The organism is Anaerocolumna sp. AGMB13025, assembly GCF_029689925.1.
In the GTDB taxonomy this organism is placed as follows: domain Bacteria; phylum Bacillota; class Clostridia; order Lachnospirales; family Lachnospiraceae; genus Anaerocolumna.
Genome location: NZ_CP121445.1, coordinates 6076554 through 6102388, shown reverse-complemented (window position 1 = coordinate 6102388; position 25835 = coordinate 6076554). Strand labels below are relative to the sequence as shown.

25 protein-coding genes are annotated in these 25835 nt (G+C 36.1%); 18 read left to right on the top strand and 7 right to left on the bottom strand.

What is annotated here, in order from left to right; translation table 11 throughout:
* Positions 1-260: 260 nt before the first annotated feature.
* The 5 genes from rpsM to QA584_RS25340 all read left to right on the top strand — a co-directional run bounded on the left by rpsM (position 261) and on the right by QA584_RS25340 (position 3273).
* Positions 261-629 (top strand): 30S ribosomal protein S13, encoded by a 369-nt coding sequence (gene rpsM / locus QA584_RS25360; RefSeq protein WP_161837437.1) that lies wholly within the window; start codon positions 261-263, stop codon positions 627-629.
* A 71-nt stretch (positions 630-700) separates the two neighbouring features.
* On the top strand, positions 701-1096 hold the full coding sequence (gene rpsK / locus QA584_RS25355; RefSeq protein ID WP_185256919.1) for a 30S ribosomal protein S11: 396 nt from the start codon (positions 701-703) through the stop codon (positions 1094-1096).
* A gap of 16 nt (positions 1097-1112) precedes the next feature.
* Positions 1113-1709, top strand: coding sequence for a 30S ribosomal protein S4 (gene rpsD, locus QA584_RS25350; protein WP_278271890.1), 597 nt, complete (start codon positions 1113-1115; stop codon positions 1707-1709).
* Between the two features lie 41 nt (positions 1710-1750).
* Positions 1751-2710 (top strand): DNA-directed RNA polymerase subunit alpha, encoded by a 960-nt coding sequence (locus QA584_RS25345; protein WP_278271889.1) that lies wholly within the window; start codon positions 1751-1753, stop codon positions 2708-2710.
* 26 nt (positions 2711-2736) lie between these two features.
* Entirely contained in the window at positions 2737-3273 is a 537-nt protein-coding gene (locus tag QA584_RS25340) for a bL17 family ribosomal protein (protein WP_278271888.1), read from the top strand.
* Between the two features lie 455 nt (positions 3274-3728).
* Here the strand turns inward: QA584_RS25340 and lepB are convergent, their stop codons facing one another.
* Positions 3729-4250 carry a signal peptidase I gene (gene lepB / locus QA584_RS25335; RefSeq protein ID WP_278271887.1) on the bottom strand — a complete coding sequence of 174 codons (522 nt, stop codon included), beginning with the start codon at positions 4248-4250 and terminating at the stop codon, positions 3729-3731.
* A gap of 1060 nt (positions 4251-5310) precedes the next feature.
* Here lepB and QA584_RS25330 point away from each other — a divergent pair.
* The 8 genes from QA584_RS25330 (at position 5311) to QA584_RS25295 (ending at position 12388) form a co-directional block, all read left to right on the top strand.
* On the top strand, positions 5311-6162 hold the full coding sequence (locus QA584_RS25330; protein WP_278271886.1) for an energy-coupling factor transporter ATPase: 852 nt from the start codon (positions 5311-5313) through the stop codon (positions 6160-6162).
* A gap of 45 nt (positions 6163-6207) precedes the next feature.
* Positions 6208-7062: an energy-coupling factor transporter ATPase gene (locus QA584_RS25325; RefSeq protein ID WP_278271885.1), complete on the top strand. Its 855-nt coding sequence runs from the start codon at positions 6208-6210 to the stop codon at positions 7060-7062.
* A gap of 18 nt (positions 7063-7080) precedes the next feature.
* Positions 7081-7884 (top strand): energy-coupling factor transporter transmembrane component T family protein, encoded by an 804-nt coding sequence (locus QA584_RS25320; RefSeq protein ID WP_278271884.1) that lies wholly within the window; start codon positions 7081-7083, stop codon positions 7882-7884.
* A gap of 427 nt (positions 7885-8311) precedes the next feature.
* Positions 8312-9055 (top strand): tRNA pseudouridine(38-40) synthase TruA, encoded by a 744-nt coding sequence (gene truA, locus QA584_RS25315; RefSeq protein ID WP_278271883.1) that lies wholly within the window; start codon positions 8312-8314, stop codon positions 9053-9055.
* A gap of 712 nt (positions 9056-9767) precedes the next feature.
* Positions 9768-10202, top strand: a complete 435-nt coding sequence (gene rplM, locus QA584_RS25310) for a 50S ribosomal protein L13 (protein ID WP_278271882.1) — start codon at positions 9768-9770, stop codon at positions 10200-10202.
* Positions 10203-10230: 28 nt separating this feature from the next.
* The gene (gene rpsI, locus QA584_RS25305; RefSeq protein ID WP_278271881.1) at positions 10231-10623 is read left to right on the top strand and encodes a 30S ribosomal protein S9; all 393 of its coding nucleotides are present in this window, start codon (positions 10231-10233) and stop codon (positions 10621-10623) included.
* A gap of 408 nt (positions 10624-11031) precedes the next feature.
* Positions 11032-11859, top strand: coding sequence for a MerR family transcriptional regulator (locus tag QA584_RS25300; RefSeq protein WP_278271880.1), 828 nt, complete (start codon positions 11032-11034; stop codon positions 11857-11859).
* Positions 11860-11926: 67 nt separating this feature from the next.
* Complete coding sequence (locus QA584_RS25295) at positions 11927-12388, top strand: DUF6790 family protein (protein ID WP_278271879.1); 462 nt, start codon at positions 11927-11929, stop codon at positions 12386-12388.
* Between the two features lie 109 nt (positions 12389-12497).
* Here the strand turns inward: QA584_RS25295 and QA584_RS25290 are convergent, their stop codons facing one another.
* The 6 genes from QA584_RS25290 to QA584_RS25265 form a co-directional block, all read right to left on the bottom strand.
* Positions 12498-13985, bottom strand: a complete 1488-nt coding sequence (locus QA584_RS25290) for an aryl-sulfate sulfotransferase (protein ID WP_278271878.1) — start codon at positions 13983-13985, stop codon at positions 12498-12500.
* A 57-nt stretch (positions 13986-14042) separates the two neighbouring features.
* The gene (locus tag QA584_RS25285; RefSeq protein ID WP_278271877.1) at positions 14043-15101 is read right to left on the bottom strand and encodes an ABC transporter substrate-binding protein; all 1059 of its coding nucleotides are present in this window, start codon (positions 15099-15101) and stop codon (positions 14043-14045) included.
* Between the two features lie 54 nt (positions 15102-15155).
* Positions 15156-15968 (bottom strand): ABC transporter permease, encoded by an 813-nt coding sequence (locus QA584_RS25280; protein WP_278271876.1) that lies wholly within the window; start codon positions 15966-15968, stop codon positions 15156-15158.
* 12 nt (positions 15969-15980) lie between these two features.
* Entirely contained in the window at positions 15981-17042 is a 1062-nt protein-coding gene (locus tag QA584_RS25275; RefSeq protein ID WP_278271875.1) for a sulfate/molybdate ABC transporter ATP-binding protein, read from the bottom strand.
* A gap of 56 nt (positions 17043-17098) precedes the next feature.
* A complete protein-coding gene (locus QA584_RS25270) occupies positions 17099-17428 on the bottom strand; it encodes a thioredoxin family protein (RefSeq protein WP_278271874.1) in 330 nt (109 codons plus the stop codon).
* Positions 17429-17613: 185 nt separating this feature from the next.
* Complete coding sequence (locus tag QA584_RS25265; RefSeq protein WP_278271873.1) at positions 17614-19158, bottom strand: PucR family transcriptional regulator; 1545 nt, start codon at positions 19156-19158, stop codon at positions 17614-17616.
* A 465-nt stretch (positions 19159-19623) separates the two neighbouring features.
* On the opposite strand from QA584_RS25265, the gene QA584_RS25260 reads away from it, so the two are divergent.
* The 5 genes from QA584_RS25260 to QA584_RS25240 all read left to right on the top strand — a co-directional run bounded on the left by QA584_RS25260 (position 19624) and on the right by QA584_RS25240 (position 25578).
* Positions 19624-21327 (top strand): ABC transporter substrate-binding protein, encoded by a 1704-nt coding sequence (locus QA584_RS25260; protein WP_278271872.1) that lies wholly within the window; start codon positions 19624-19626, stop codon positions 21325-21327.
* A 234-nt stretch (positions 21328-21561) separates the two neighbouring features.
* Positions 21562-22560: an ABC transporter permease gene (locus QA584_RS25255; RefSeq protein WP_278271871.1), complete on the top strand. Its 999-nt coding sequence runs from the start codon at positions 21562-21564 to the stop codon at positions 22558-22560.
* Positions 22561-22583: 23 nt separating this feature from the next.
* Complete coding sequence (locus QA584_RS25250; RefSeq protein WP_278271870.1) at positions 22584-23519, top strand: ABC transporter permease; 936 nt, start codon at positions 22584-22586, stop codon at positions 23517-23519.
* A gap of 19 nt (positions 23520-23538) precedes the next feature.
* On the top strand, positions 23539-24507 hold the full coding sequence (locus QA584_RS25245) for an ABC transporter ATP-binding protein (protein ID WP_278271869.1): 969 nt from the start codon (positions 23539-23541) through the stop codon (positions 24505-24507).
* An 81-nt stretch (positions 24508-24588) separates the two neighbouring features.
* Positions 24589-25578: an ABC transporter ATP-binding protein gene (locus tag QA584_RS25240; protein ID WP_278271868.1), complete on the top strand. Its 990-nt coding sequence runs from the start codon at positions 24589-24591 to the stop codon at positions 25576-25578.
* Positions 25579-25835: the final 257 nt, after the last annotated feature.

Sequence of the window (25835 nt, the reverse complement as noted above, 5' to 3'; positions counted from 1 at the left end):
GCATCGCGCCCGTTTCATATCATTATTATGATTTCAGCAGGTAAGGGTATCCCTTTGCTTGTCACAATTTAAAGCGGCTGTGCAATGAAACACTTGGAAGAGTTGTTCATTGTATTTTATCTAAAATATGTTATATGAAAGAAACATTTAATCCAGGGGTGACGGATTATAGTATACATTTCACCATATAAAGCAATTAGTTTTATATGATACTAAATGACTTCACTCTTATTAAAATCCAACGGAGGTGTAATACGCACATGGCTCGTATCAGTGGTGTAGATTTACCAAGAGAGAAACGTGTAGAAATCGGTCTTACTTATATATATGGTATTGGTAGAGTAAGTTCAAACCGTATTTTAAAAGAAGCTAACGTTAATCCGGACACACGTGTCAGAGATTTAACAGACGAAGAAGTAGCTAGAATTCGTGATATAATTGATGCAACCCAGCAGGTTGAAGGTGATTTAAGAAGAGAAATCGCCCTTAATATTAAGAGACTTCAAGAAATTGGATGCTACAGAGGAATCCGTCATAGAAAAGGTCTTCCTGTTCGTGGACAGAAAACTAAGACAAACGCTAGAACCAGAAAAGGACCTAAGCGTACAGTTGCAAATAAGAAGAAGTAATATAATCTGCCGTGACCAAATCGTCACGAATTAATTAAGTAGTTAAAAAATCCAATAGGAGGGTTTGTTAAATGGCTAAAAAGATAGCAAAAAAAGTGACTAAGAAACGTGTCAAGAAGAACGTCGATCGTGGACAGGCACATATCCAGTCATCTTTTAATAATACAATTGTTACTCTGACCGATGCAGAAGGCAATGCTCTTTCATGGGCTAGTGCTGGCGGATTAGGATTTAGAGGTTCCAGAAAGTCTACTCCCTATGCAGCTCAGATGGCAGCAGAAACAGCAGCTAAAGCAGCGTTAGTACATGGTTTAAGATCAGTTGATGTTATGGTAAAAGGCCCAGGTTCAGGAAGAGAAGCAGCAATTCGTGCACTTCAAGCTTGCGGTATTGAAGTAACCAGTATTAAGGATGTCACTCCGGTTCCTCACAACGGATGTAGACCTCCGAAACGCAGAAGAGTCTAATAGGAGGTAAATAACAATGGCAAGAGACATGGGTCCTGTTTTAAAGAAATGCAGATCACTTGGTCTGGAACCTGCATACTTAGGTATTGATAAGAAGTCTAACAGAACTTCTTCAAGAGCCGGCAAGAAATTAAGCGAGTATGGTACACAGTTAAGAGAAAAACAAAAGGCTAAATTTATCTATGGTATTCTGGAAAAACCTTTCAGAAACAATTTTGATAAAGCAAAGAAAATGAAATACGGTACAACCGGTGAAAATCTTATGATCCTTCTTGAACTTAGACTGGATAATGTTATATTCCGTTTAGGTTTCGGTAGAACCAGAAGTGAAGCTAGACAGATCGTTGATCATAAACATGTATTAGTAAATGGAAAATGCATCAATATTCCTTCTTACGTAGTAAAAGCAGGTGACGTTATTGAAATCAAAGAAAAATTCAAGAGCGCTCAAAGATATAAAGATGTATTAGAAGTGACAGCTGGAAGAACAACCCCAGCTTGGCTTGAAGCAAATCACGAAGCGCTTAGCGGCACAGTAAAAGAGATTCCTTCAAGAGACCAAATCGATGTTCCGGTAAATGAAATGCTTATCGTCGAGTTGTATTCTAAGTAATCATTAATCGTATCATAATAACCCATAAGGAGGGTCCTATTGTGTTTGATTTCGAAAAACCAAAAATTGAAATTGCAGAAATTTCTGAAGATAAAAAATTTGGACGTTTTGTAGTAGAACCTTTGGAACGAGGATACGGTACAACCTTGGGTAATTCTTTGAGAAGAATTATGCTTTCATCCTTACCCGGTGCTGCAGTCAGTCAAGTTAAGATTGATGGCGTTGTTCATGAATTCAGTGCAATTCCTGGCGTTAAAGAGGATGTTACTGAAATCATCATGAACTTAAAGAGTTTAGCAATCAAAAATACCAGTGAGACAAATGAACCGAAGACGGCTTATATAGAATTTGAAGGTGAAGGTGTTGTAACAGCCGGAGATATCCAGGCTGACCCTGATATTGAGGTGCTTAACCCTGAATTGCCGATTGCAACATTAAACGGCGGCAACGACAGCAAACTGTATATGGAGATAACCATTACAAAGGGCAGAGGATATATTAGTGCGGATAAGAACAAGAATGATGATTTACCAATTGGAGTTATTCCAATTGATTCTATCTATACTCCTGTTGAACGCGTTAATTTAACTGTTGAGAATACCCGTGTTGGTCAAATAACAGATTTTGATAAACTTACACTAGACGTATATACCAACGGAACTTTAGCTCCTGATGAAGCTGTTAGTTTAGCTGCTAAGGTTTTAAGTGAACATCTTAATTCATTTATCGATTTATCCGAAAATGCTAAAACCGCTGAAATTATGGTTGAAAAAGAAGATAATGAGAAAGAAAAAGTTCTGGAAATGAATATTGACGAATTGGAATTATCCGTTCGTTCTTATAATTGTCTGAAGAGAGCCGGAATTAATACGGTTGAAGAATTAACGAATAAAACTTCTGAAGATATGATGAAGGTTAGAAATCTTGGTCGTAAGTCATTAGAAGAAGTACTTGCAAAGCTGAAAGAGCTTGGCTTATCACTTAATGTAAGCGATGACTAAAAACAGAAGTTAAAGGAGGGAAAAAAATGGCAGGCTATAGAAAACTTGGAAGAACATCCAACCAAAGGAAAGCGTTGCTTAGAAACCAAGTAACAAATTTATTATACAATGGTAAAATAATTACTACCGAAGCGAAAGCAAAGGAAATCCGCAGAATCGCTGAAGGTATGATAGCTTTAGCTGTAAAAGAAAAAGATAATTTCGAAACTGTTACAGTAAAAGCGAAAGTAGCTCGTAAAGATAAAGACGGTAATAAAGTAAAAGAAGTTGTTAACGGTAAAAAGGTTACAGTATATGATGATGTTGAAAAAACAATCAAAAAAGATAGTGCAACCCGCCTTCATGCAAGAAGACAAATGTTAAAATTCCTTTATTCCGTAACAGAAGTACCTACAGAAGCAGCTGGTAAGAAGAAAAACACCAAAACTGTTGATGTAACAGAAAAATTATTTGATGAAATCGCGCCTAAGTATGTAAGCCGTAACGGTGGTTACACAAGAATCGTAAAGATTGGACCTCGTAAAGGCGATGCAGCTATGGAAGTATTAATCGAATTAGTGTAATTTTACTTTTGTAATTGTAATTATTTATTCATATAATTGTTTATGAAAAGGAGCTGTTTCAAGTTGATTGAAGCAGCTTCTTTTAGACTAAATAAAATAATTTATAAGATTAAACTTCCTTACAGCAAATACTTTTAGTGCTATATACTGCCAGGTAACCTTTTCTGCATTTCGCTAGAACATAGTTCAAATAGTATCAATAGATGGAAAGATGAACTGGCTAATAATTTTAATTTTATAGTAGTAAGTTAGTTTTATGAGAAAGTTATGGTATGAAATTAATGTAAACCATGAATTGAAAAATAATTTGGATATTATGCATAAAGTCATTTGTAATCAAAAAAGAAAAAATAAAACTTGGAATATAGAAAATAACTATTCCAAGTTTCTGTAAAATCAGTATTTAATTAGACCGTAAGATTATTCCAGCATTATGTATGGCAATATAAGAAGTTTTACTTTAATACCTTAATCGAAGGATAATAGCGTAAAACCACCTTACCTAATATTTTTTCCTTTTTAACAAAAGGATGATTCCAAAATCTTGAGTCTAAAGAGATATTTCGATTATCACCCATCATAAAATAGGAATCCGCCGGAACTTTGTAAGGACCATAAGAACCGGTAGGTTTTTCTTTGAGATAATCCTCTTTTAAAGGTTCTTTACTATTATTTATGTATACTTTGCCATCTTTGATTTCAACCGTATCACCGGGAAGACCAATTATACGCTTTAGATAGTTGACACTTTCATCATCTGGAAATGGGAACACGACAATATCGCCTCGTTGTGGATCATTAAACAAATAAGAAAGCCGATTAGCAAAAACCCGGTCCTTCGTCATAACTGTGTTCTCCATGGAACCGGTAGGAACCTGTGCATTAACAATCACGAAGTTATTTAAAATAAACGAGATTGCGACTGCTGCCAGTATAACCTTGACCCAATCCAGAATTTCTTTTTTCTTATCACTCATATTATTACTTATCCTTTCTACGTTTGTAAGAATATATATCAAAAGCATACTAAAATCTAAGTATATTAATAATAAAAATATACTAAAATAAAAAGTGTATCAATATCAAGAATGTGCCAATAACGAAGTGTAATTATATTAATAACTTAAGCCGAGCATCATTAAACTATAATCATATAAAAAAATATGTAATAGCGATAGGGAAAAATCCAATAAAAACAGTTTATTTCCAGAGCCCAATGCAAATCTGATTATTATATTAAGTATATTAATAGTTAATAAAGATGGATTATAATACCTAAAGTTACTATATTACTATATTTAAGAAAAGTCAAATCCAAAAATCTTAAAAATTCATTACAAATTTCAAAAGGTGTGTAAACAAATTACATTGAAACTAGCCATTTAATAAATATCAAGCATATATTGAAACTGGTTATTCAATAAGTGTCAAGCATATACTCAAATTGGCTATTTAATAAGTGTCAAGTATATATTCAAACTGGCTATTCAATAAATGTCAAGTATATATTCAAACTGGTTATACAATAAGTGTCAAGTATATATTCAAACTGGCTATTCAACAAATGTCACGTATATATTCAAACTGGCTATTTAATAAATGTCAAACACAATGCAATATAACATTATTCAACAAAAGAACTTTCGACATAATATTCCTATACTCTAATATTATAATACCCTGGAAAATAGTCAAAGAAGCGAAGGATAAAAGTCTTAGAACCTAATTAAGCCATGTATTTTTTGAATGCATTATTACAGAAATAAGAGGTTTGTAGTGATAAAACACAGTTTACGTGTTTTGTTCGAATCCCTGACGTATTATGCCATTATTATAGATGTTTTAGGCAGGAGATAAACGATAATAATTGGACAGAATCAGTGTTATAAATCATAAAAATACGTTGCAAATATTTATATTATACTTTACAATGTAGAAAGCTAAAGTAGTAATTTATAAGTAAAAATTGCAATTTATAAGTAAAAGTAGTTTAATGGCTGAAATAGTAAAAACCAAACAATAAAGAAGGTCATAATCATGGGAATGATAAATGCTAAAAATTTAATTTTTGAATATATAAGACGGGATGAAGACGGTAATGTGGAGTCGATAAACCGCGCCATAGATAACGTAGATATAGAAGTTAAAAAAGGCGAATTTGTGGCTATCTTAGGCCATAATGGATCAGGGAAATCCACTATGGCGAAACATATCAATGCCATACTTACCCCAACAGAAGGAACCGTCTGGGTAAACGGAATGGATACGAAAAACGAAGATAAGATATGGGATATACGTCAGACTGCCGGTATGGTATTTCAAAATCCGGACAACCAGATCATCGCTACAGTAGTGGAAGAGGATGTTGGTTTTGGTGCTGAAAACCTGGGTGTACCCACGGAAGAGATCTGGAAACGGGTAGAAGAAAGTTTACGTGCAGTAGGCATGCTTGAGTACCGTACACATTCACCGAATAAACTATCCGGCGGACAAAAACAAAGAGTTGCCATAGCAGGAATCATGGCAATGAAACCGGAATGCATCGTTTTGGATGAACCCACTGCCATGCTAGATCCCATTGGACGCAAGGAAGTTATTCAGACTGTTATGGAACTGAATAAACGTGAGAAAGTAACGGTATTATTAATCACTCATTATATGGAAGAGGTTATTCATGCAGATAACGTCATTGTAATGGATCAGGGAAAAGTCGTAATGCAGGGAACTCCCAGAGAAATCTTTTCCAGAGTAGAAGAATTAAAGCAATACCGTTTGGCAGTACCCCAAGTAACGGAATTAGCTTTTGAACTAAGAAAAAATGGACTGAAGATTCCCAAAGGGATACTTACTGTCTCTGAACTGGTAGAAGCAATAAGCAACATTGCTTAGAGATGAAAAAAGTGCAGTAACGTAACATGCTGCAGGGAGGTTATTATGTTAATGGTTATCGACAAATTAAATTATATATATAGCCCGGGCAATGCTTATGAAAAACAGGCGTTAAAAGATGTTAACCTGGTAATTGACGAAGGAGATTTTATTGGGTTAATCGGGCACACCGGTTCTGGAAAATCCACGTTAACACAGCATTTAAACGGACTGATGAAAGCAACCAGCGGAACCATCTATTTTAAAGGACAGGATATTTATGAAAAAAATTATGACATGAAAAGCCTGCGCAGTAAAGTCGGACTGGTATTTCAATATCCCGAACACCAATTATTTGAGACCACCGTTTATAAAGATGTGAGTTTTGGACCAAAGAATTTGGGTCTCGAACAATTAGAAATTGACTTAAGGACTTATGATGCCATTAAAATGGTAGGACTAGGAGATGATATTCTGGATGCCTCTCCTTTTGAATTATCCGGCGGGCAGAAAAGAAGAGTTGCCATAGCAGGTGTATTGGCAATGAAACCGGAACTGTTGATCTTGGACGAACCCACAGCAGGACTAGATCCCAAAGGTAGAGATGAGATATTAGATCAGATTGCAAAGCTCCACAGGGAAAGCAACATTACCATAATCTTAGTATCCCATAGCATGGAGGATGTGGCAAAGTACGCTAACCGGCTGGTTGTAATGAATAAAGGTGCAGTTGTTTTTAACGATACTCCCCACAATGTGTTCAAACATTATAAAGAATTAGAGGACATGGGTCTTGCCGCACCCCAGGTTACTTATGTTATGAATGAACTAAAAGTAAGAGGATTTTCTGTAAATACTTCCGCTACTACGGTGGAAGAAGCCAAAGAAGAGATCCTGAAGGCCTTAAAACATAAGCTTTAATAAAGAAGGAAGATAAAAATGATCAGAGACATTACCATAGGACAATACTATCCGGCAGATTCCATTCTCCACAGATTGGATCCCAGAGTGAAACTAATTGGCACAATCCTGTATATTGTATCATTGTTTACATTCCGGAATAACTTCGGATATTTACTTGCAGCTCTTTTTCTGGCTTGCATCATACAAGTATCAAAAGTACCCGTTAAATTCATCGTTCGGGGATTAAGGCCGATTATTATGCTCTTACTATTTACCGTTGTCTTTAATTTATTTTTAACTCCGGGTAAAGTGGTATTCCACTGGGGTATTTTGAAAATAACAATGGAAGGTATTCGGTCCTGCGTTTTAATGGGTATCCGCCTTATATTCTTAATATTAGGTTCTTCCCTTATGACATTTACTACAACACCAAACCATTTGACCGATGGTTTAGAGAGTGTAATGCGTCCCCTCAATAAAATCAAAGTGCCGGTACATGAAATATCCATGATGATGTCCATAGCCCTCCGGTTTATACCGATATTGATGGAGGAAACGGACAAAATCATGAAAGCCCAGATGGCAAGAGGAGCCGACTTTGAAACCGGAGGATTAATGAAAAGAGCTAAAAGCCTGATTCCCCTTTTAGTTCCCTTATTTGTCTCCGCCTTCCGCCGCGCCAATGACTTAGCTATGGCCATGGAAGCCCGGTGTTACCGCGGAGGTGAAGGACGTACCAAGATGAAGCCGCTTAAATATGCTTCCCGGGATATTATGGCATATCTTGTACTGGTTTTGTATGTTGCAGCCATTGTTGTGCTGAATGTATTCGTTAAGTAAAGTAATATAATAAGGAAAGAAAAACAAATCAATACTGTATGTAAAAAAAGTAGCAAACGATAAATCAATACTGTATGTAAATGAAGTGGCAAACGATAAATCAATACTGTATGTAAATGAAGTGGCAAACGATAAATCAATACTGTATGTAAATAAAGTAGCTAACAAGAAATCAATACTATATGTAAATTTAGTAGGAAACAAGAAACTAAGAAGATATATATAGTTATGTTAAAAATCGAAAAGGAAAATCTAGAAGTAAGATCGGTTAATTCAATATTCGTTATAACCATGGACTGAATCAGTTAAGTAGATGTTAAAGTATTGAACTATACTATAAAAATATGACAGGCAATCACTCAATGATTGCCTTTTATACAGTTTATATAAACGCAGTATAATTACCAAAATGGTATCGGAGTATATTATGAAGAGAATTATGTTAATAGTCGCATATGATGGAACCGGTTATTGCGGCTGGCAGGTGCAGCCCAATGGAATCACTGTTGAAGAAGTAGTGAACCGGCATTTAAGTGAGCTCTTAAAAGAGCCTATAGAGGTAATCGGTGCAAGCAGAACGGACTCAGGGGTACATGCACTGGGTAATGTAGCTGTATTTGACACAGAAACCCGTATTCCGGGAGAGAAGATTTCTTTTGCATTAAATCAAAGGCTGCCCCAGGATATCGTGATTCAAATGTCGAGGGAAGTCCCGTCAGATTTTCATCCCAGATTCTGTAACAGTACAAAGACCTATCAGTATCGTATATTAAACAGCAGGTTCCCACTGCCCACCCTAAGGCTGTATAATCACTTTGTATACTATCCATTGAATACAGATTTAATGGCAGAGGCGACGAAGCATTTAATTGGGGAACATGATTTTAAAAGTTTCTGTTCTACCAGAACGCAGGTTACGGATACAGTCAGGATAATTTATGATCTAAAGGTGGAAAGAGACGGGGACAGCATATCCATTACCATATCTGGTAATGGCTTTTTATACAATATGGTTCGTATTATCGTAGGTACTTTATTAAAAGTAGGTCTCGGTGTATATCCTCCGGTCCATGTTAAAGAGATTCTGGAGAAAAAAGACCGACTGGCAGCTGGTCCCAAAGCACCGGCACAGGGTTTGACCCTTATAAAGATAGATTACCCGGACTTATAGTAAAATGAATGGAAATCACTAATATAAACGAATCAATATGTATATGCGGCATGTTTGGTTGGACTAATATGAAAAGCATACAAGCTTAGTATTGTTGAGATAAAAATATGATTATATCATGAAAAAATATTTTTATGAAAAAATCAATTATGAATTATGAAAAAAAATATTGTTGTGAAAAATATTATATTATGCTAAGGATATATAATATTAATTAATATTGTGGGATATGAAGAATCAATAGAATCAATCTAAGTAACCTCTTTAATAATGAATATCTGAATTAATACATTTCTGTTTTGTAGTTGATAGAATGAAATGTGATTAAATAAAGCATAATTTAAATGCTGGTTATTTTAGAAGGAATGAAGCAGCAATAAACCTAATAGCAATAGATGAATTGATAATAAAAGGAATGGTAATAATTGTATTAGAAATAGTAGTGCTAGCAGTTGCAGCATAGTGATTATAAAATTAGTTAAGCCTAGTATACTAAGAAAAAAGTAATCAAATAGTAACCGATCAAATGCTCAATATAAAATATTGGAAAAACAGCACAAAACCGCATAAAATCTATTGACACGCCAGGCGGAATGTATTATAATATGGAGATGTGACGTGAGAATACTTAGCCAAGCCCCGGTAAAGTATTTTAACATATAACTATGAAATAATTGAAATGAGATTAAAATTAATCTAAGGAGGGTAACCAATGAAAAGCTTTATGGCTAGTCCAGCAACGATAGAAAGAAAATGGTATGTTATAGATGCTACAGGTCATACTTTAGGACGTCTTTCATCCGAAATCGCTAAGATTTTAAGAGGAAAAAACAAACCAACTTACACACCACACATTGATACTGGTGATTATGTAATCATCGTAAATGCTGATAAAATAAAAGTAACAGGTAAAAAATTAGATCAGAAAATTTACTACAACCACTCTGATTATGTAGGTGGAATGAGAGAAACAACTTTAAGAGAATTAATGGCTAAGAAACCAACCGAAGCTATTAGTATTGCTGTTAAAGGAATGCTTCCCAAAGGACCTTTAGGAAGACAGATGATCACAAAATTACACGTATACGCTGGTCCTGAACATGAGAATGCAGCTCAGAAACCAGAAGTATTAGAGATTAAATATTAATCAAAGAGGTTGAAAGGAGGAAATTAAAGTGGCTAAAGTAAAATATTACGGAACTGGAAGAAGAAAAAGCAGTATAGCAAGAGTTTACTTAGTACCTGGTACTGGTAAAGTTACAATAAATAAAAGAAGTATGGATGAATATTTCGGTCTTGAAACATTAAAATTAATCGTTCGTCAACCATTGGTTATTACAGATACAGTTGATAAATATGACGTTCTTGTAAATGTACGCGGAGGTGGTTTCACTGGTCAAGCTGGTGCAATCAGACACGGAATTTCCAGAGCATTATTACATGCTGATCAGGATTTCCGTCCATCCTTAAAGAAAGCTGGTTTCTTAACCAGAGATCCAAGAATGAAGGAAAGAAAGAAGTACGGCTTAAAAGCTGCACGTCGTGCTCCTCAGTTCTCAAAGAGATAATTGGAAATTTCATACAAAGCTATTCGAAGCCTTGCAAACAATATGTTTGCAAGGCTTTTTTACGTTAAATGAAAATAGTTAATAAATATAAAACGATATAAATTACATAGAAGAGTACGGGTAGGAAACAAGTAAGTAACTAAGTTATAATCTATTAGAACTTACTACTATCATAAAAAAGCAAGTACTCAAAGGATGATAGTTGTGCCATACAAAATTAGTGATATAATCTTTATATAGCAAGACTGGAAAAGGAATCAATTGATTATAGTATAACTAATACGTGGAAATTACGAACTAAGTATTTTTCAGCGGAATATTTTAATGGATTATTAGATAGCAAATAAAATTTGATTCATATTGGTTTTATATAATGATTATAAAATTAAACTTTTAGGAGTGACTTGTATGAGCAAAGAGTTGTATTCAATAGGTGAATTTTCGAAATTATGCGGTATTTCGATTCAAACATTGCGTTATTATGATAAAATAGAACTTTTAAGGCCTAAATTTACAGATGTACAGAGTGGATATAGATTTTATAATAATGAGCAGATTACTATTATAAAGATAACCCAAAAGATGAGAACATTAGGGTTATCCCTGGATGAAATAAAATTATTTTTACTAAGAAATGATATGGTTAAAATAAAGTTACTTTTAGAAGAAAAAAGAAAAGAAATTGAAGAAAAAATGAATGAGCTTTTATATGCAGATAAAAGTTTAGAATTACATATAGAGAATATAAATCTTAGGGAAAATATAGATTTTACTTCTATTACAGTAAAAAAAACATATGAAAAAAAAGTGATTTATTTAAGGAAAGAGATAGAACTAGATAACAATGGATTCACTAAATTATTCAATGAATTTGAAAAACTAATTGGTGCTTATAAATATTATACGGTAGGAAATCCAATGGTTATATATTATAGTGATAGAATTTTAGGAGAAGCATGTGATATTGAACTTTGTATGGAAATTAAGGATAATTGCACACCTGAAATTGAATGGAGGCAACTAGAAAGAGGTTATTTTTTAACGAAAATGCATTTAGGAGACCATATGAATAAGCCAAAAACATATGATATTTTATATAATTATGCTAAAAATAATAATTTGTTAATAGTAGGAAATCCAATTGAAGTTTGCTACATAGATATTTCCATAACAAAAAATACAGATGATTTCATTACAGAAATTCAAATTCCTGTTAAAAATATGTTGACTCTATAGTAAGTATAGACATTATAATTCTCCTCAAGAAACAAAAATTTTATTAAAAATTGAGGAGGTTATTAAGATGGTATTTTTATTTTATGATTTATTGGGTATTATTGTAGGTACTATTGATGCCTTATTTTATTCAAAGTCAAACACGGTTGCAGCCTTTGCAAGCAGGATGCTTTTATGGGAGATTGTTATTGGAATAGGAGCCTTAGGTATAATATGTTTTATAGGTCATGTATTGGCTTCTGAAAGAGTTGCGGAATATATAGGTTGGCAATCTAATTATTTTCAGAAAGAATTGGGTTTTGCTGAGCTTGGTATGGGGTTAATTGCTATTATGAGTTTATGGCAAAAATCACAATTTATTGATTGTAGCATAATTATTGCTTTAACTACTTGTATTGGAGCAACCTGTGTTAGAATTACAGATTTAACCAAGAATAAAAATCGTACAAGAGGAAATATCTTATCATTGCTGCCCGATTTGTTTATACCTTTTTCACTTATTACTTTAAAGATTCTTTCTAATGTTTAAACTAACGTTTACGTTACTATCTTTTGTTATAATGTATTAAGCGCAAAACAATAAAAGTATTGATAAACGGCACCTTATTGCATAGCTTTAAGGTGCCGAAGCATTAACTTTATGGTTTTTTCAAAGTATCTTCCTTGGTTATTGAGGTTACACAGAAATTAACCTGCTCCTCTTCACTTCCAAAACCGGTCAGTTTTTCCCTCTCAGGATCGACTCCCTCTGTTAAGGTAACCTTTCCGCTGCCTTCACCAATGGAAGCTCCCGGAACTCGAAAGGTCACAATATCAATTTTCTCAATATCTGTTTCAAGGGGCTTCTCAAGCTGAGGAATCCATTCATAGGGTACTCTGTAAGCGCGATATACCATATTGTTATCAAATTTACCGAGTATTTTTTTGAAGTAAGGATTAATAAATTCCCATACAATTTCGTGGTCCGGTGTTACTTCAAATACCCTGCCGTCGGAACCTTCTGTAATCAGCGTATTGCCGTTAGGAAGCCGCTGGGCTGAGCTGATATAGGAGCTGTAGAACTTTGAGGCATCTGTAAATAACATTGCTCCGGCTTCAAGAGGGGTATACTGCCAGGTAATCTCAAGGGTCAGAGGATTAAACTGCAATACTCTGGAATAATCCCGGACAGCATTATTTATGCCGTATTTTGAAGAAGGATTAGGAGAGCCGTAACCGCCGGCACCGCCGTTATCATATACCAGAAAGTCTCCTTCACCAGGAAGCCCCCTGGGTATTAAGTGAAAATGATGTTGTCCGATTATCCACCCAAGCTTCTTTGTTGCTTCACTTTCATTAAAGTCAGGGCCAAGTCTCCATACGATTTTACCAGTTTTCTTATCGATAATAGCCAATATATTCGCATTTCTTGCATCAAAGATAATATTATCAGGGTGAAAACGTTCATCACCGGAATCATACCATTTGTTTGGGCCCAGTGTGGAGATAGAATTAATATGCAGCCAGTCACCATCAAAATTCTTAACTACACAGGGATCTCTGAACAGAACATTTTTGGCAGCTTCATCAAAGCCAAATTCCTCAAAATGTTCATTGGCCCGCCAGGTCCAGATAATATCGCCCTCCCAGGTCACTTCGATAATTTTATCATCCAACAGACGTTTATCAGAGATAGCATGGTTATAGATATTCTCGTGAGTAAGTATTAAGGTATTGCCGTGATCGATATATGGCTCGGCATCCGGAGCAAAATATCCGGTAGAAGATCCCTCTCTTTGGTAATCATGATGCTGACGTGCCACATAACGTGGCTCAGAACCCGGATCCGCTACAAGTTCAGTCTGATCAAATTTCCAGACAATATTACCCTCCCAGTCCACTTGAACCAAATCCAGCTGATCCTGAAAAGCATACTTAGCATTGCGTTCTCCTGTTGTACCAAACACATAACCACCCGGCAGTATTTTATTTGGAAATCCACCCAGGCCGGCCCATAACTGAACCTCGTTTCCGTTCATATCAATCAGCAGAGCTCCTTTAGATGACGGATATATGGTATATCCGTTAAAAGCTTTTGTCTTGTCATAATAGGTAACCCCTGTGGGGTATATAGTAGGTAATCCCATGGTTCTTACTCCTTTTCTTTGATTTTTTCCAAAAAGTCATCATTCCCAATGCTTGATTTATTTTCCGGCTATTGTAACTTTATCAGGAAATGCAAGCTTTACTGCATCTGTGTTAATATAGTCTCTGATTGCATAATCTTGCTTAAATTTCTCTTTACCTAAGGCCCATTTCTCAATTGCTTCCAGCTGAAGGGCACCCTCCTCACTAAAACCAATACCAGACTTGGCAGCAGACCAGTCTGCTTTCACTACCTCCGCATTTACACCAAGGGTCTTTTCAAGGTAAGCGGCAGATTCATCCAAATGACTGACAATATAATCAAAGCTTTCCTGAGTTGCCTGTAAATACTGGGAAATTAGTTCTTTGTTATTTTCATTAAATTCTTTCGTTGCAACATCAAAGCTGTAGGTATTAATATTTAATTCAGAAGCATCTACAGCTTTTATCCAACCCATTTCTTCGTAGAGTTTTGCATTTGCACCGGAAGCAAAGAGAGCAGCCGCATCTCCTTTTTGGGCCAGAGCAAGGGAAGTCTGAGGATTGTCAATATTCAATAACTGTTGTTTATCCTCTTCAAAGCCTAAATACTCAAAAATTTTGCTGTTGTAATATTCGATTACTGTACCTACCGAACTAATGAACCCCTTACCATCTAAAGCGTTCAGATTATCCTTATAGTCAGGATTCACATATAATCCGCCGTTTACAGGTCCGCCCTGCACCTCTGAAACAATAACCAGATTTGTGGAATCAAGGGTATTACCGATACGGTTTACGATAGCAAAATCAGCAACGAATCCAAGGTCGGCTTGGTCTGTAACCAGTGCATCCACGGTATTGATACCTGCCGGATATTCAGTTATTTGTAAATCAATACCATGTTTCAGATAGATTCCCTGTTCTACTCCGATTAAAGCGGTGTAATGGTTAAACATTCCTGTCATTACCGCTAATCGTAATTGCTTTGGTTCACCTTTCGAGGAGTCTCCTTTGGTAACGGCACTTTCTTTGGTTTCAGGATTTCCAGGGGCTGCATTGCTGCACCCAATAACTGAAACGGCCATTAGGAGTAATAAGAGTAACCCTACAATTTGTTTTCTTCTGGCTGTCATCATTCAAAATCCTCTCTTTCTTTCTGCTGTTTTATCAGGGCTATTTCATTTAAGTTGTTATTTTACACCATATTGTTTTAAAAACCTTCTGCCTAAATATGTAATTAACCGGTCTGCTGCAAAGCCTAATATACCAAGAGTCAGAATACCTACAAACATCCAGCCGGTTTTATAATACAGGCGTGAACTATAGATCAGGTATCCCAGCCCATTATTAGCAACCAACATTTCAGCCGCTACCACACATAGAATCGAACTGCCAAGACCAAGCCGTATCCCTGTAAATACAAAGGGAATGGAAGAGGGGACTACCACTGTCAAAAACACTCTTAAACGGGATGCTCCCATACACTGGGCAGCCTCCAGTAGAATTTTATTGGTGGAACCTACACCGGCAATGGTATTAATCAGCATGGGAAAAAAAGTTGCATAAGTGATCAGAGCTATTTTAGATTCCTCACCCACTCCAAACCACATTAAGAACAGACTTGTCAGAGCCAGCACCGGAACAAATCGTAAGAAATTTAAGAAGGGTTCAGTAAGGCATCGTACCTTTTCAAAATTTCCAATCAGCAGTCCCAAGGGAACCGCCAGAACGATACCTAAAAGCCAGCCCTTTCCTGCTCTGACTGCACTGAAAATAATATCTGTCCATAACACCCCGTTGCCAATCAATTCTACGAAATTCCTTATTACAGAAAGCGGACCGGGAAGAAAGTAATCCGAATATGACAGAGCAGTCAATTGCCAGACTGCTAGAATTAAGAGCCAGGAAAGCAGTCCTCCTCTGGTGAAAATAACCGGAATATTTTTCGGGGAGAATTTTGCCTGCTGGTTTTGCTTGTTACTATATTTTTCGTAGCTTTTCATGCCATCCTCCCTCTAAATATAAAATGTGTCTGCCGCATCAAGACTTTTATTCGTAACTGAATATGCTTTCTTATCATCGAATAGATAGAAACGCAGGATATGCAGCTGTACCTTTTCACCAAGGGCAACTCCTTCGTCATCCAGGGAACGAAGGGTCTTTAGGAAATTTCCTTTGACTTCCAGGGTAACCTCCATACAGTCTCCTCTGAAAATAGCATTCCTTACAATTCCATCCTCCAGGGCACTGATATATTCCTCTTTTGTTCCGTATTTATAGACCTTTATAAATTCAGGCCGAATAACGGCTCTAAAGCCTTCCTCCAGTGTTTCAAAGCCTTTTAGGTTTCTGTACCCGTTAATTTGTGTGGATTGCCCGATAAACTGAGCAACAAAGGGAGTTCTGGGATTTTTGTAGATTTCAATCGGTGTTCCGATTTGTTCAACCTGGCCTTTATTTGTAATAATAATTTCATCGGCGACTTCTACCGCTTCATCCTGATCATGAGTCACAAAGATACTTGTAATTCTTATTTTTGTTATCATTTCCCGCAGCCAGCTTCTTAGCTCTTTACGAACCTTTGCATCAATAGCAGCAAAGGGTTCATCCAACAGTAACAGCTTTGGGTTGGGTGCTAAAGCTCTGGCAAAAGCAATTCTTTGCATTTGCCCACCGGAAAGTTCTAAAGGGTATCGCTTTTCAAGACCCGGAAGTTCAACAAGTTCCAGTAGTTCCGTTACTCTGTCCCTGATATATTCCTTGCTTTTCTTTTGTACCTTCAGGCCATAGGCTATGTTGTCATAAACGGTCATATAAGGGAACAAACCATAGCTTTGGAATACAAATCCAATGCCCCTTTTGCTGGCAGACAACTCATTGACCAGGATACCGTTCAGATATACATTACCAGTATCCTGTCTTTCAAGTCCTGCAAGGATTCTTAAAATGGTCGTTTTTCCGCTGCCGCTGGGTCCTAATAAACCTATCAGTTTTCCTTTCTCTATTTCAAAAGATACCTGATCGAGGGCTTTGTAATTGCCAAAGACTTTATTGATATTATCTAATTTAATATCCATATGCCGACTTCTCCTTTCCACCATTCTTTTACAATCTAGAGGCTTACCTTTTCTTATTAGGAAAGCAGGTGAAGCAATTTGTTTTGGTTTGCTTGAATTACCAGTGAGGGATAGTAACCCTCCAGACACTCTTTTTTCTCACCTTTAATAAAGAATAGTAGTGTTGGCAGAGAATCAATTTCATACAAATCCAAGAGCTCATACTCCTCCTTTCCATTAATCTTCCCGAAGAGAACCGGACCTGCTGACTTACTGGATAAATCATCTAATTCTGCTTTCATTTTACTGCAATGGATACAGTCCTCCTTATAAAAAAGTATCATTAGCAGTTCATTGGAATTTGATAAAAATTCACTGAAATTACTCTTGTTTAATTGAGTTATCATACTGTCCTCCAATGCAATTAAATATATACTGTAATCATATATGTTAAGTATGAAATAGGGTTTTATTTATTGTAGACCACAGGCTTGTTAAAGACAATGTACTTGATTTACGGTTTTAAATGACATATTTGTACTCAGGAGTACAAATAATATAAATAATGAATTTATACGGCTAGAAGTCGGCGTTACAGTTTTTCGTATTTACAGATTTCTAAGGATACCATCAGACTCAAATCCTCATGTTCATCCAGATTGAGACCGGTAATCTCTTTTATTTTATTTATGCGGTAGACAAGAGTATTTCTATGTATATAAATTGCTTCTGCTGCTGCATATGAATTTTTGTTATACTTTAAAAAAGCCTCCAATGTTTCAAGATAATGCGTATGTTTGGTTTGATCATATTCGTAAAGCTGTATAACCGCCGGATGGCAGAAGTACTTTAAGTCTGCGTGTCTGCTGCAGACCCTTATCATATATTGCAGTGCATAATTTCTGTAATAAGAAAGAGGAGTGATGTCCTTTTGTACTGCTTCTCCCAGCTCAAGGGCTAAGAGAGACTGATTATAATAGGTCTTTAGCAGTACTAAATTGCTAAATACATTACTGATCCCTCCGCGCAGACCACTTTTTGCAAGGATTATTTTCAGAGGATTCAAATAACTCTCCTCCGGCTCCAATAACCCGGCTGCCAAACCATCAATGATTATGATCTGCCGGTTATATAGTAGGAGATTGCAGCGGGGGTATCGTTTCCTGACAGCGTTTTTTATATAACAACTCAGCGTGTCAAAATTATCCTGTCCGGTTATATCTATGGTAAGCAAATAATACCTGTCTGAAAAATTCCATTTCAAATAGGGAAGCCTTTTCTGCAGCTGGTTTTCGCTAATCTGCCCGTCTTCCAGGATATCAATTATCATCTGTTCATATCTGTCATTATCACATTTATTCGTTTCAGTGTTCTGATCAGATAACAGCTTTGCCATTATCTTTGAAATCAACTTTATCAATTCCAGATCATAATCTGTAAAAATATGATTTTCTTCAAGGATTGCCATATAGCCTAAATTGCTTTTACCGGATTGCAGTCTTATTAGAATTTTTCTCACATTGCCTTTACATTCAGGTTCAATGATACAAGGCTGCAGAAAGCTTTTGTAGCCGTTTGCTTTTTGAACCGCAGTTATCGTTGCCAGAGAGGGATATCCATTCTCTAGGATTTCTTTCCAATAGTTATCTTTTGTTACTGTGTCTTTGGTCCATGCCAGAAGCTTAAAGCTGGAATCCATTACTGCTACAGGATTTTGAAGTACTTTTTCACATTTATCCACAACAGTTTGAAGGGGATCCTCCTCCAGAATTGTTTTCATAAACTCATGGTAAACCGTGAGTACTTTATTGAAATGAAAGAACATATCCAGTACATCACTTAAAGTTTTGGCAACATTGCTGCTCTGGAGTACAACTATATTGGCACCTGGGTGGAATACTTCTTCAGTTGAGCTCTCCGTATCCGAACACAAAATGGCATTTAGTTCGTAATCCCTTATTAAGATGTAATCCTGCATTGTTCCAATATATACAGTATCATGATCAAACTGGTCTTGGCTGCTGTCAAAAAGCTTCACGCGTTCAATTTTTTGATTTTCCTTATATACCTTTTTCTGCAGTATTCTTCCATTCAGATTGTCACAAATCTTTAAAAATGTTAGAGATGCATTCACCATTTGATTTTCTCCCATAAGGTCCTTATAAGACCATTTGCTTCCGGCAATAGATACCTGACTATCTGTTAATTCATATTAATCTGATATGATAACAGTATATTAATGCAAGAATGTTTTCTTGTCAATCAATAAATCATATAAAACCGATTGACAAAGCAGTCAATCGGTTTATGGAAGGTGAAATTTATATTTTCAAAGGTGATAAAATGATGGCAGGATAGATAGAGGGACACCTATCATAAAATGATAATAAAAACTAACTAAAATAGCTTTGAAATACAAACGAATTAAGAAATATTCACGGTTGAAGCTCTATATATTTTTTTGGACATAGGCTAATGTTTATATAAAATAATTATTATGAGCTTTAAAATTAAACAAAATTTATAAAAAGTGTAATTATTATCATAATCAGGTAATATACATGTTCTGTAGTAAAATAATAATTTAAAGGAGGATAAGCTTATGAAAATGAAAAAGTTTATCGCTATAATGCTGATAGTTGTGCTATCATTTCCCATGACTATGCCTACTATGGCGAAGGCTGCAAAGAAACCTGCTTTTCTTACGATTATGTCACAGGAGAGTAATGGTTGGGTAAGAAACTTTAACCCGCTTATTAACAATGCTTTACACGCTTCTTTGGGATTTATGTTTGAGCCATTGGTTATTTTTGATAGCTTTAACAATAATAAGGAAACACCATGGCTTGCAGAAAAGATTGTAACAGAACCTGATTTTAAAACCCTAACCGTATATGTGCGAAAGGGAGTTAAATGGAGCGATGGTAAGGATTTTACTGCTAAAGACGTTGCATTTACCTTCAACTATACAAAGACACATCCGGAGATAGACAGAAACGGTGACTGGGATCACAATGGCGTAAAGGGAAGAATTGCTTATGTTACCATAGTTAACAACTATACAGTTAAAATTGTCATGAAAGAAGCAAATCGTTTTGTACGTAACAGTTTATTCTATCAACGCTGGATGTTACCGGAACATGTTTATTCAAAGGTTACAAATCCGGCAACTTATGTAGACAAAAACCCTGTAGTTACAGGTCCATTCTCAGTAGTTAAGTCATTTAAACCTGAAATGATTGTACTGGATAGAAACCCTAATTATTGGAATGGTAAAAATCTAAGTGTTGATCAGCTTCGTTTCCCGCAGTTTAATGGCAACCAAGCTGCACTTTCCTTACTTCAGACAGGAGCGGTTGACTGGGCACATATCTTTATACCGGACGCAGAAAAGAATTATGTACAGGGTGACCCGAACAGAAAATACTGGTATGGTAAAAACGATGCTGTAAGACTTGCATTTAACTTTATGGATGAAAATAAGGATACCTTAAAGGCATTTAACGATGTTAATTTCAGAAGAGCGGTATCATTATGTGCTGATAGAAACGGTATCATAAATTCAGCAGTATACGGATATCTTTCAAAGGATGTTCCTCCGGTTACCGGTTTACCGCCGGCACTAATGGGGTACGCTGATAAAACTGCCCAGGCTGAATTGGCTAAATATGCTAGATATGATATCAATGCAGCCAAAAAGTTATTAGCAGATGCCGGATACAAAGATGTGAACAATGATGGATTCTTAGAGAACCCGGATGGTTCCAAGCTGGCATTTGAAATTACATCACCTGCAGGTTGGACTGATTGGAATGATGGTGCAGCAATTGTTGCAGCAGGACTTAAGAAAGCAGGTATCAATGCAACAGCAAAAGCGATAGATCTTGCAATGTATATTGAAAGCTGGAAAACTGGTAAACATGACATTCTTTATGGTGGATATGGTATTTCCGGTGACCCGTACAGATACTATTATGACACAATTGGTGATCAATCAAGAATTAAAACAGATACCTGGTGGACGATTACCATGAATAACTATGCGAATAATCAGATGACAGCTTTAATCGCCAGCATGCCAACTGCGAAAGATTCTGAATTAAAATCCATAACAGCAAAGATAGAGCAGCATTTTGCAAACAATATGATCAATGTTCCATTATTCTACAATGGAAACTGGTTTGTTTACAACACAAGCAGATTTACCGGTTGGGCTACTGCTAACAATGTAGTATGTAATCCTGCAAATGTTCAGCATGATTCAAAACTTTTACAGCTTATGCTTTTAAAGCCTGTTAAAAAGTAATGAATGAATCAGGTATGGCATAAGTTTTTACTTGTGCCATACTTGATATAGTAATAGTCCAACGATTACTATATTGCACCTTATAATTCCGGATTTCTATAGATTTTACTATTTATCTTCTATAGATTTTACTATTTATCGAATTTCACCGGAATTTCATAGAACCTTACAATTTAATATTATATAAAATTTTGGATCTGTATAAAGACCATATACTTGGAGGTGAGGATAGCTGTGAAATACATTTTAAAAAGGTTATGGTTTTATATAATAGCATTCTTTGGGGCTTTGGCTGTAAACTTTTTTCTTCCACGTATGATGCCGGGAAATCCTGTTCAGATGTTCTTATCAAACCTTTATCAATCAGGTGGAGTTGTTGATAATAATACAATAGCTGCAGTAGAGAAATTATTTGGATACGATACCCATACACCTGTTATCATAAGTTTCTTTCATTATATCGCTAGTATTTTCAAAGGTGATTGGGGTATTTCTTTTACTTTTTACCCACAGACAGTATTGGAAGCAACGGGACGTGGAGTGAGATGGACGGTATTCCTGTTGGGATCAGCATTGATTCTCGGATTTATTATAAATACACTGCTTGGTATTCTTGTTGCCTGGAAACGTGGAAGCAGATTAGATACAACATTAACAGTTGGCGGGCAAATTATGGCTAATATTCCGTCAGTTGTGACAGCAATAATTTTAAGCATCGCACTTGCCTATACGGATATATTTCCAAGAGGCTATGCGGTTACTCCCCTTTTTTATCCTGACAATGTCTTTCAATACATAGGTGATGTGGCTTATCATGCATTCTTGCCCGGTCTTGCAGTTATTATTACAGGACTTGGCGGGATTATGGGCATGAGAGCAAATATGATTAACCAACTTGGTGAAGATTATATCGTTATGGGAATTGCCAAAGGCGTACCTGACAGGAAGATCATGTTTGGCTACGGTGCAAGAAATGCACTTTTACCCGTTGTTACATCACTTGCAATGCAGATCGGATTCTTATTAGGCGGCTCATTAATAATCGAACAGGTTTTTAATTATCCTGGGTTAGGTCAAATTATGGTTATGGCGATTAGCAGACGTGATTATCCTTTGATGCAAGGCATACTACTTATGACTACAATAGTGATGCTTACAGCAAACTTTATAGCAGACATCAGCATCATGATTTTGGATCCAAGAACCAGAAGACAAGGTGTGAATGGGAATTAATTGGAAAGGAGGCTTAAGAGTATATGAAAAAAATATGGAATAGTATGATAATACGCTTTTTCAGAAACAGCCCCAAAACAAGTATTGGAGCTATTCTGATACTTATAATTCTTCTCCTTACCATTGGAGCAAACCTGTTTACGAGTATTGATCCTACAAATAGATTTGTTGATGAATATCACAGCCAACCTTCACATAGTCATATCTTAGGCACAACGCAATTGGGTAATGATGTATTCGCTCAAACCTTATATGGAGGCCGTGTATCCATCCTGGTAGGTATATTTGCAGGTGTTCTTACCGTGTTTTTAGGAATCTTTTTTGGAATCACTTCGGGCTATTTTGGAGGATGGTACGATAACATAATAACAACAGTGATAAACATTATCATGGTTATACCGAATATAGTCTTGCTGCTTATCGTTGCAGCAATGTTAGATGGGGTATCGCCCTTCCTGATTTGTATTATTATTGGGCTGACTTCCTGGCCCTGGAATGCTCGTGTACTTCGTGCTCAGACAATGAGCTTGAGAAACAGGGAATTTGTTTATTCAGCAGAGACATTAGGAGAATCAAAGCTTAGGATCTTGTTTATAGAGATTATGCCAAATATGCTTTCTATTATAAGTTCTGCGTTTGTCAGCACAATCATCTATGCCATTACAGCGAGTGCTACGCTTGAATTTATTGGTTTTGGTGATCCCCTTTCTTGCACCTGGGGAATCATGCTTTTTAATGCAAATAAATCTGGAGCGTTGACAAGTGGTGCATGGTGGGAATTGATCGGTCCGATTGCAGGGATTGTTTTGTTTGGTGTAGGGCTTACCTTAATCAACTTCTCCATCGATGAAGTATCAAATCCGAAATTGAAAGCACAAAGAATTATGAGAGCTTATTATAAAGTGAAAAAAATACAGGCAAAAAAAATGAAAAAATTAGGTTTAAATAACATCGAATAGGAAGGAGGAATGCTTTAAGATGGGTGACTTATTAACGGTAAAAGGACTTAGCGTTGATTATGTGACTGCAAAAGGGGGACATGTCAGAGCTGTAGATAATGTCAGTTTTTCAATACAAGAGGGTCAAAGCTATGGCTTAGCGGGAGAATCCGGCTGTGGTAAGAGTACAATTGCTTACTCTCTTATGAGATTACACAGACCTCCAGCCTTAATATCAGATGGTCAGATTATTGTTGGAGGTAATGATATCGTACCTATGACAGAAGACAGGGTTCAGCAATTACGCTGGAGCGAGATCGCCATGGTATTCCAATCGGCTATGAATTGTCTGAATCCCGTCGTAAAGATGGAGGAACAATTTTTTGAAATATTTAAGTATCATAAGATTACCAATAATAAAACCGTTGCCAGAAAGAAGTCTGAAGAACTGTTATCCTTTGTAGGTATCCCAGCAGAAAGGTTAAAAGATTATCCTCATCAATATTCCGGAGGTATGCGTCAAAGAGCAGTTATTGCAATGGCATTAGCGCTCAGACCAAAGCTGCTTATATTAGATGAACCTACTACTGCGCTTGATACGGTAGTACAAAGGGATATATTACGTTGTATTTACGACTTAAAAAAGGAGTTGAAATTTTCCATTCTTTTTATTACACACGATATTAGTTTGATGATGGAATTTTGCGATACAATAGGTATTATGTATGCTGGGAAGATTGTAGAACAGGCTTCTTCGGAGAAGATTCTTCATAATCCAAGACATCCCTATACCTACGGATTAAAAAATTCATTTCCCTCTTTAAAAGGAGAAGTTAAGTATATGGAAGGAATACCCGGGACCCCCCTTGATTTAAATGCAATTCCTGTAGGGTGCAGATTTCAAGACCGTTGTTTTAGAACCTGTAAAGACTGTTTTACAAAAGAACCAGAGAATAGCACAACGAATGAGGGGTTCTTTTATTGCCATAATCCATTAGAGGTAGGATAGATGTAACTTAATTCATGACAAGTGAACTGGCTGGACCGTTCCAAATACCAAACGCAATGTATCAATAATACGAGGTGTGAAATGAAAGAAGAAAATCAAATAGTATTAAGTGTAAAAAACGTTGTGATGGATTTTAAAATCGGTGGAAAATCAATTCTGGCTAAGAAGAAAACCTTACGTGCTTTAAACGATATCACTTTTGATTTATATAAAGGGGAAGCCTTAGCCATTGTTGGCGAATCAGGCTGTGGAAAATCTACTATATGCAGGATCGCTATGAAATTTTACAATCCAACCTCGGGAACAATGACATTTGAAAATAAAGATATTCATAAATTAAAAGCCCAGAATTTAAAAAATTATCGTCAAAAAGTGCAGATGATTTTTCAAGACCCTTTTTCCTCATTAAATCCATTGCATAATATTTATTATCATTTGGAGAGACCCCTTAAGTTATATCATCCTTCAGACAAAATTACCATGAAAAAGAAGATGGATGAGTATTTGACTTTGGTAGGTCTGGTTCCACCAGAAGAACAAGGAAGCAAAAATCCTCATCAGCTGTCTGGCGGGCAAAGACAAAGAGCTTATTTAGCAAGAATTTTGTCTGTAGGTGCAGAAGTTATATTTGCAGATGAGCCAACATCAATGTTAGATGTATCGATTCGGCTGGGTATTCTAAACCTTATGAATAAATTGAAAAAAGAAAATAACAAATCCTTTATTTTTATTACCCATGATATAGCCACTGCCAGGTATTTTGCTGATCGGATTATTGTCTTGTATGCCGGGCATATGGTTGAATGGGGTGATGTGAATAAGGTTATCGTAGGTCCTGCGCATCCCTATACAAAACTTTTGATTACTGCTGCTCCAGATCCAGAAAGAGAAGGAGTTGTAGAATTGCCAGTATTAAAAGATAAAGAATCAGAAGTTACTTATTGGACACCAGAAAGCAAAGGATGCCCGTTTAAAGGCCGTTGTCCTGTCGCAGAAGAGAGATGTTCCAAGGAAATGCCTCCGGTAAGAGAAGTAAGTGATGGACAGTTTATTAGATGTTTCCATTCATAAAAGAAAAACCCCGAAGATACTTTGTTTTTCGGGGTTTTTTATAATTATTAGATATTTCCAGTAATTTATTATACTGTTTTATCCCAAAGCGCGATTCTAACACCTGCAGCTATTTGCAGCAGCATTATTTAATAGAGTTAGTTCAAAGCATGTAAAGATTAGGTCCAGAGAAAGATATTATCAAGAAGCTGCCCAATGATTTGCCATACATGAGATTGGGAATGAAAATTAACAGTCCATATGGTAAAATTTGTTGT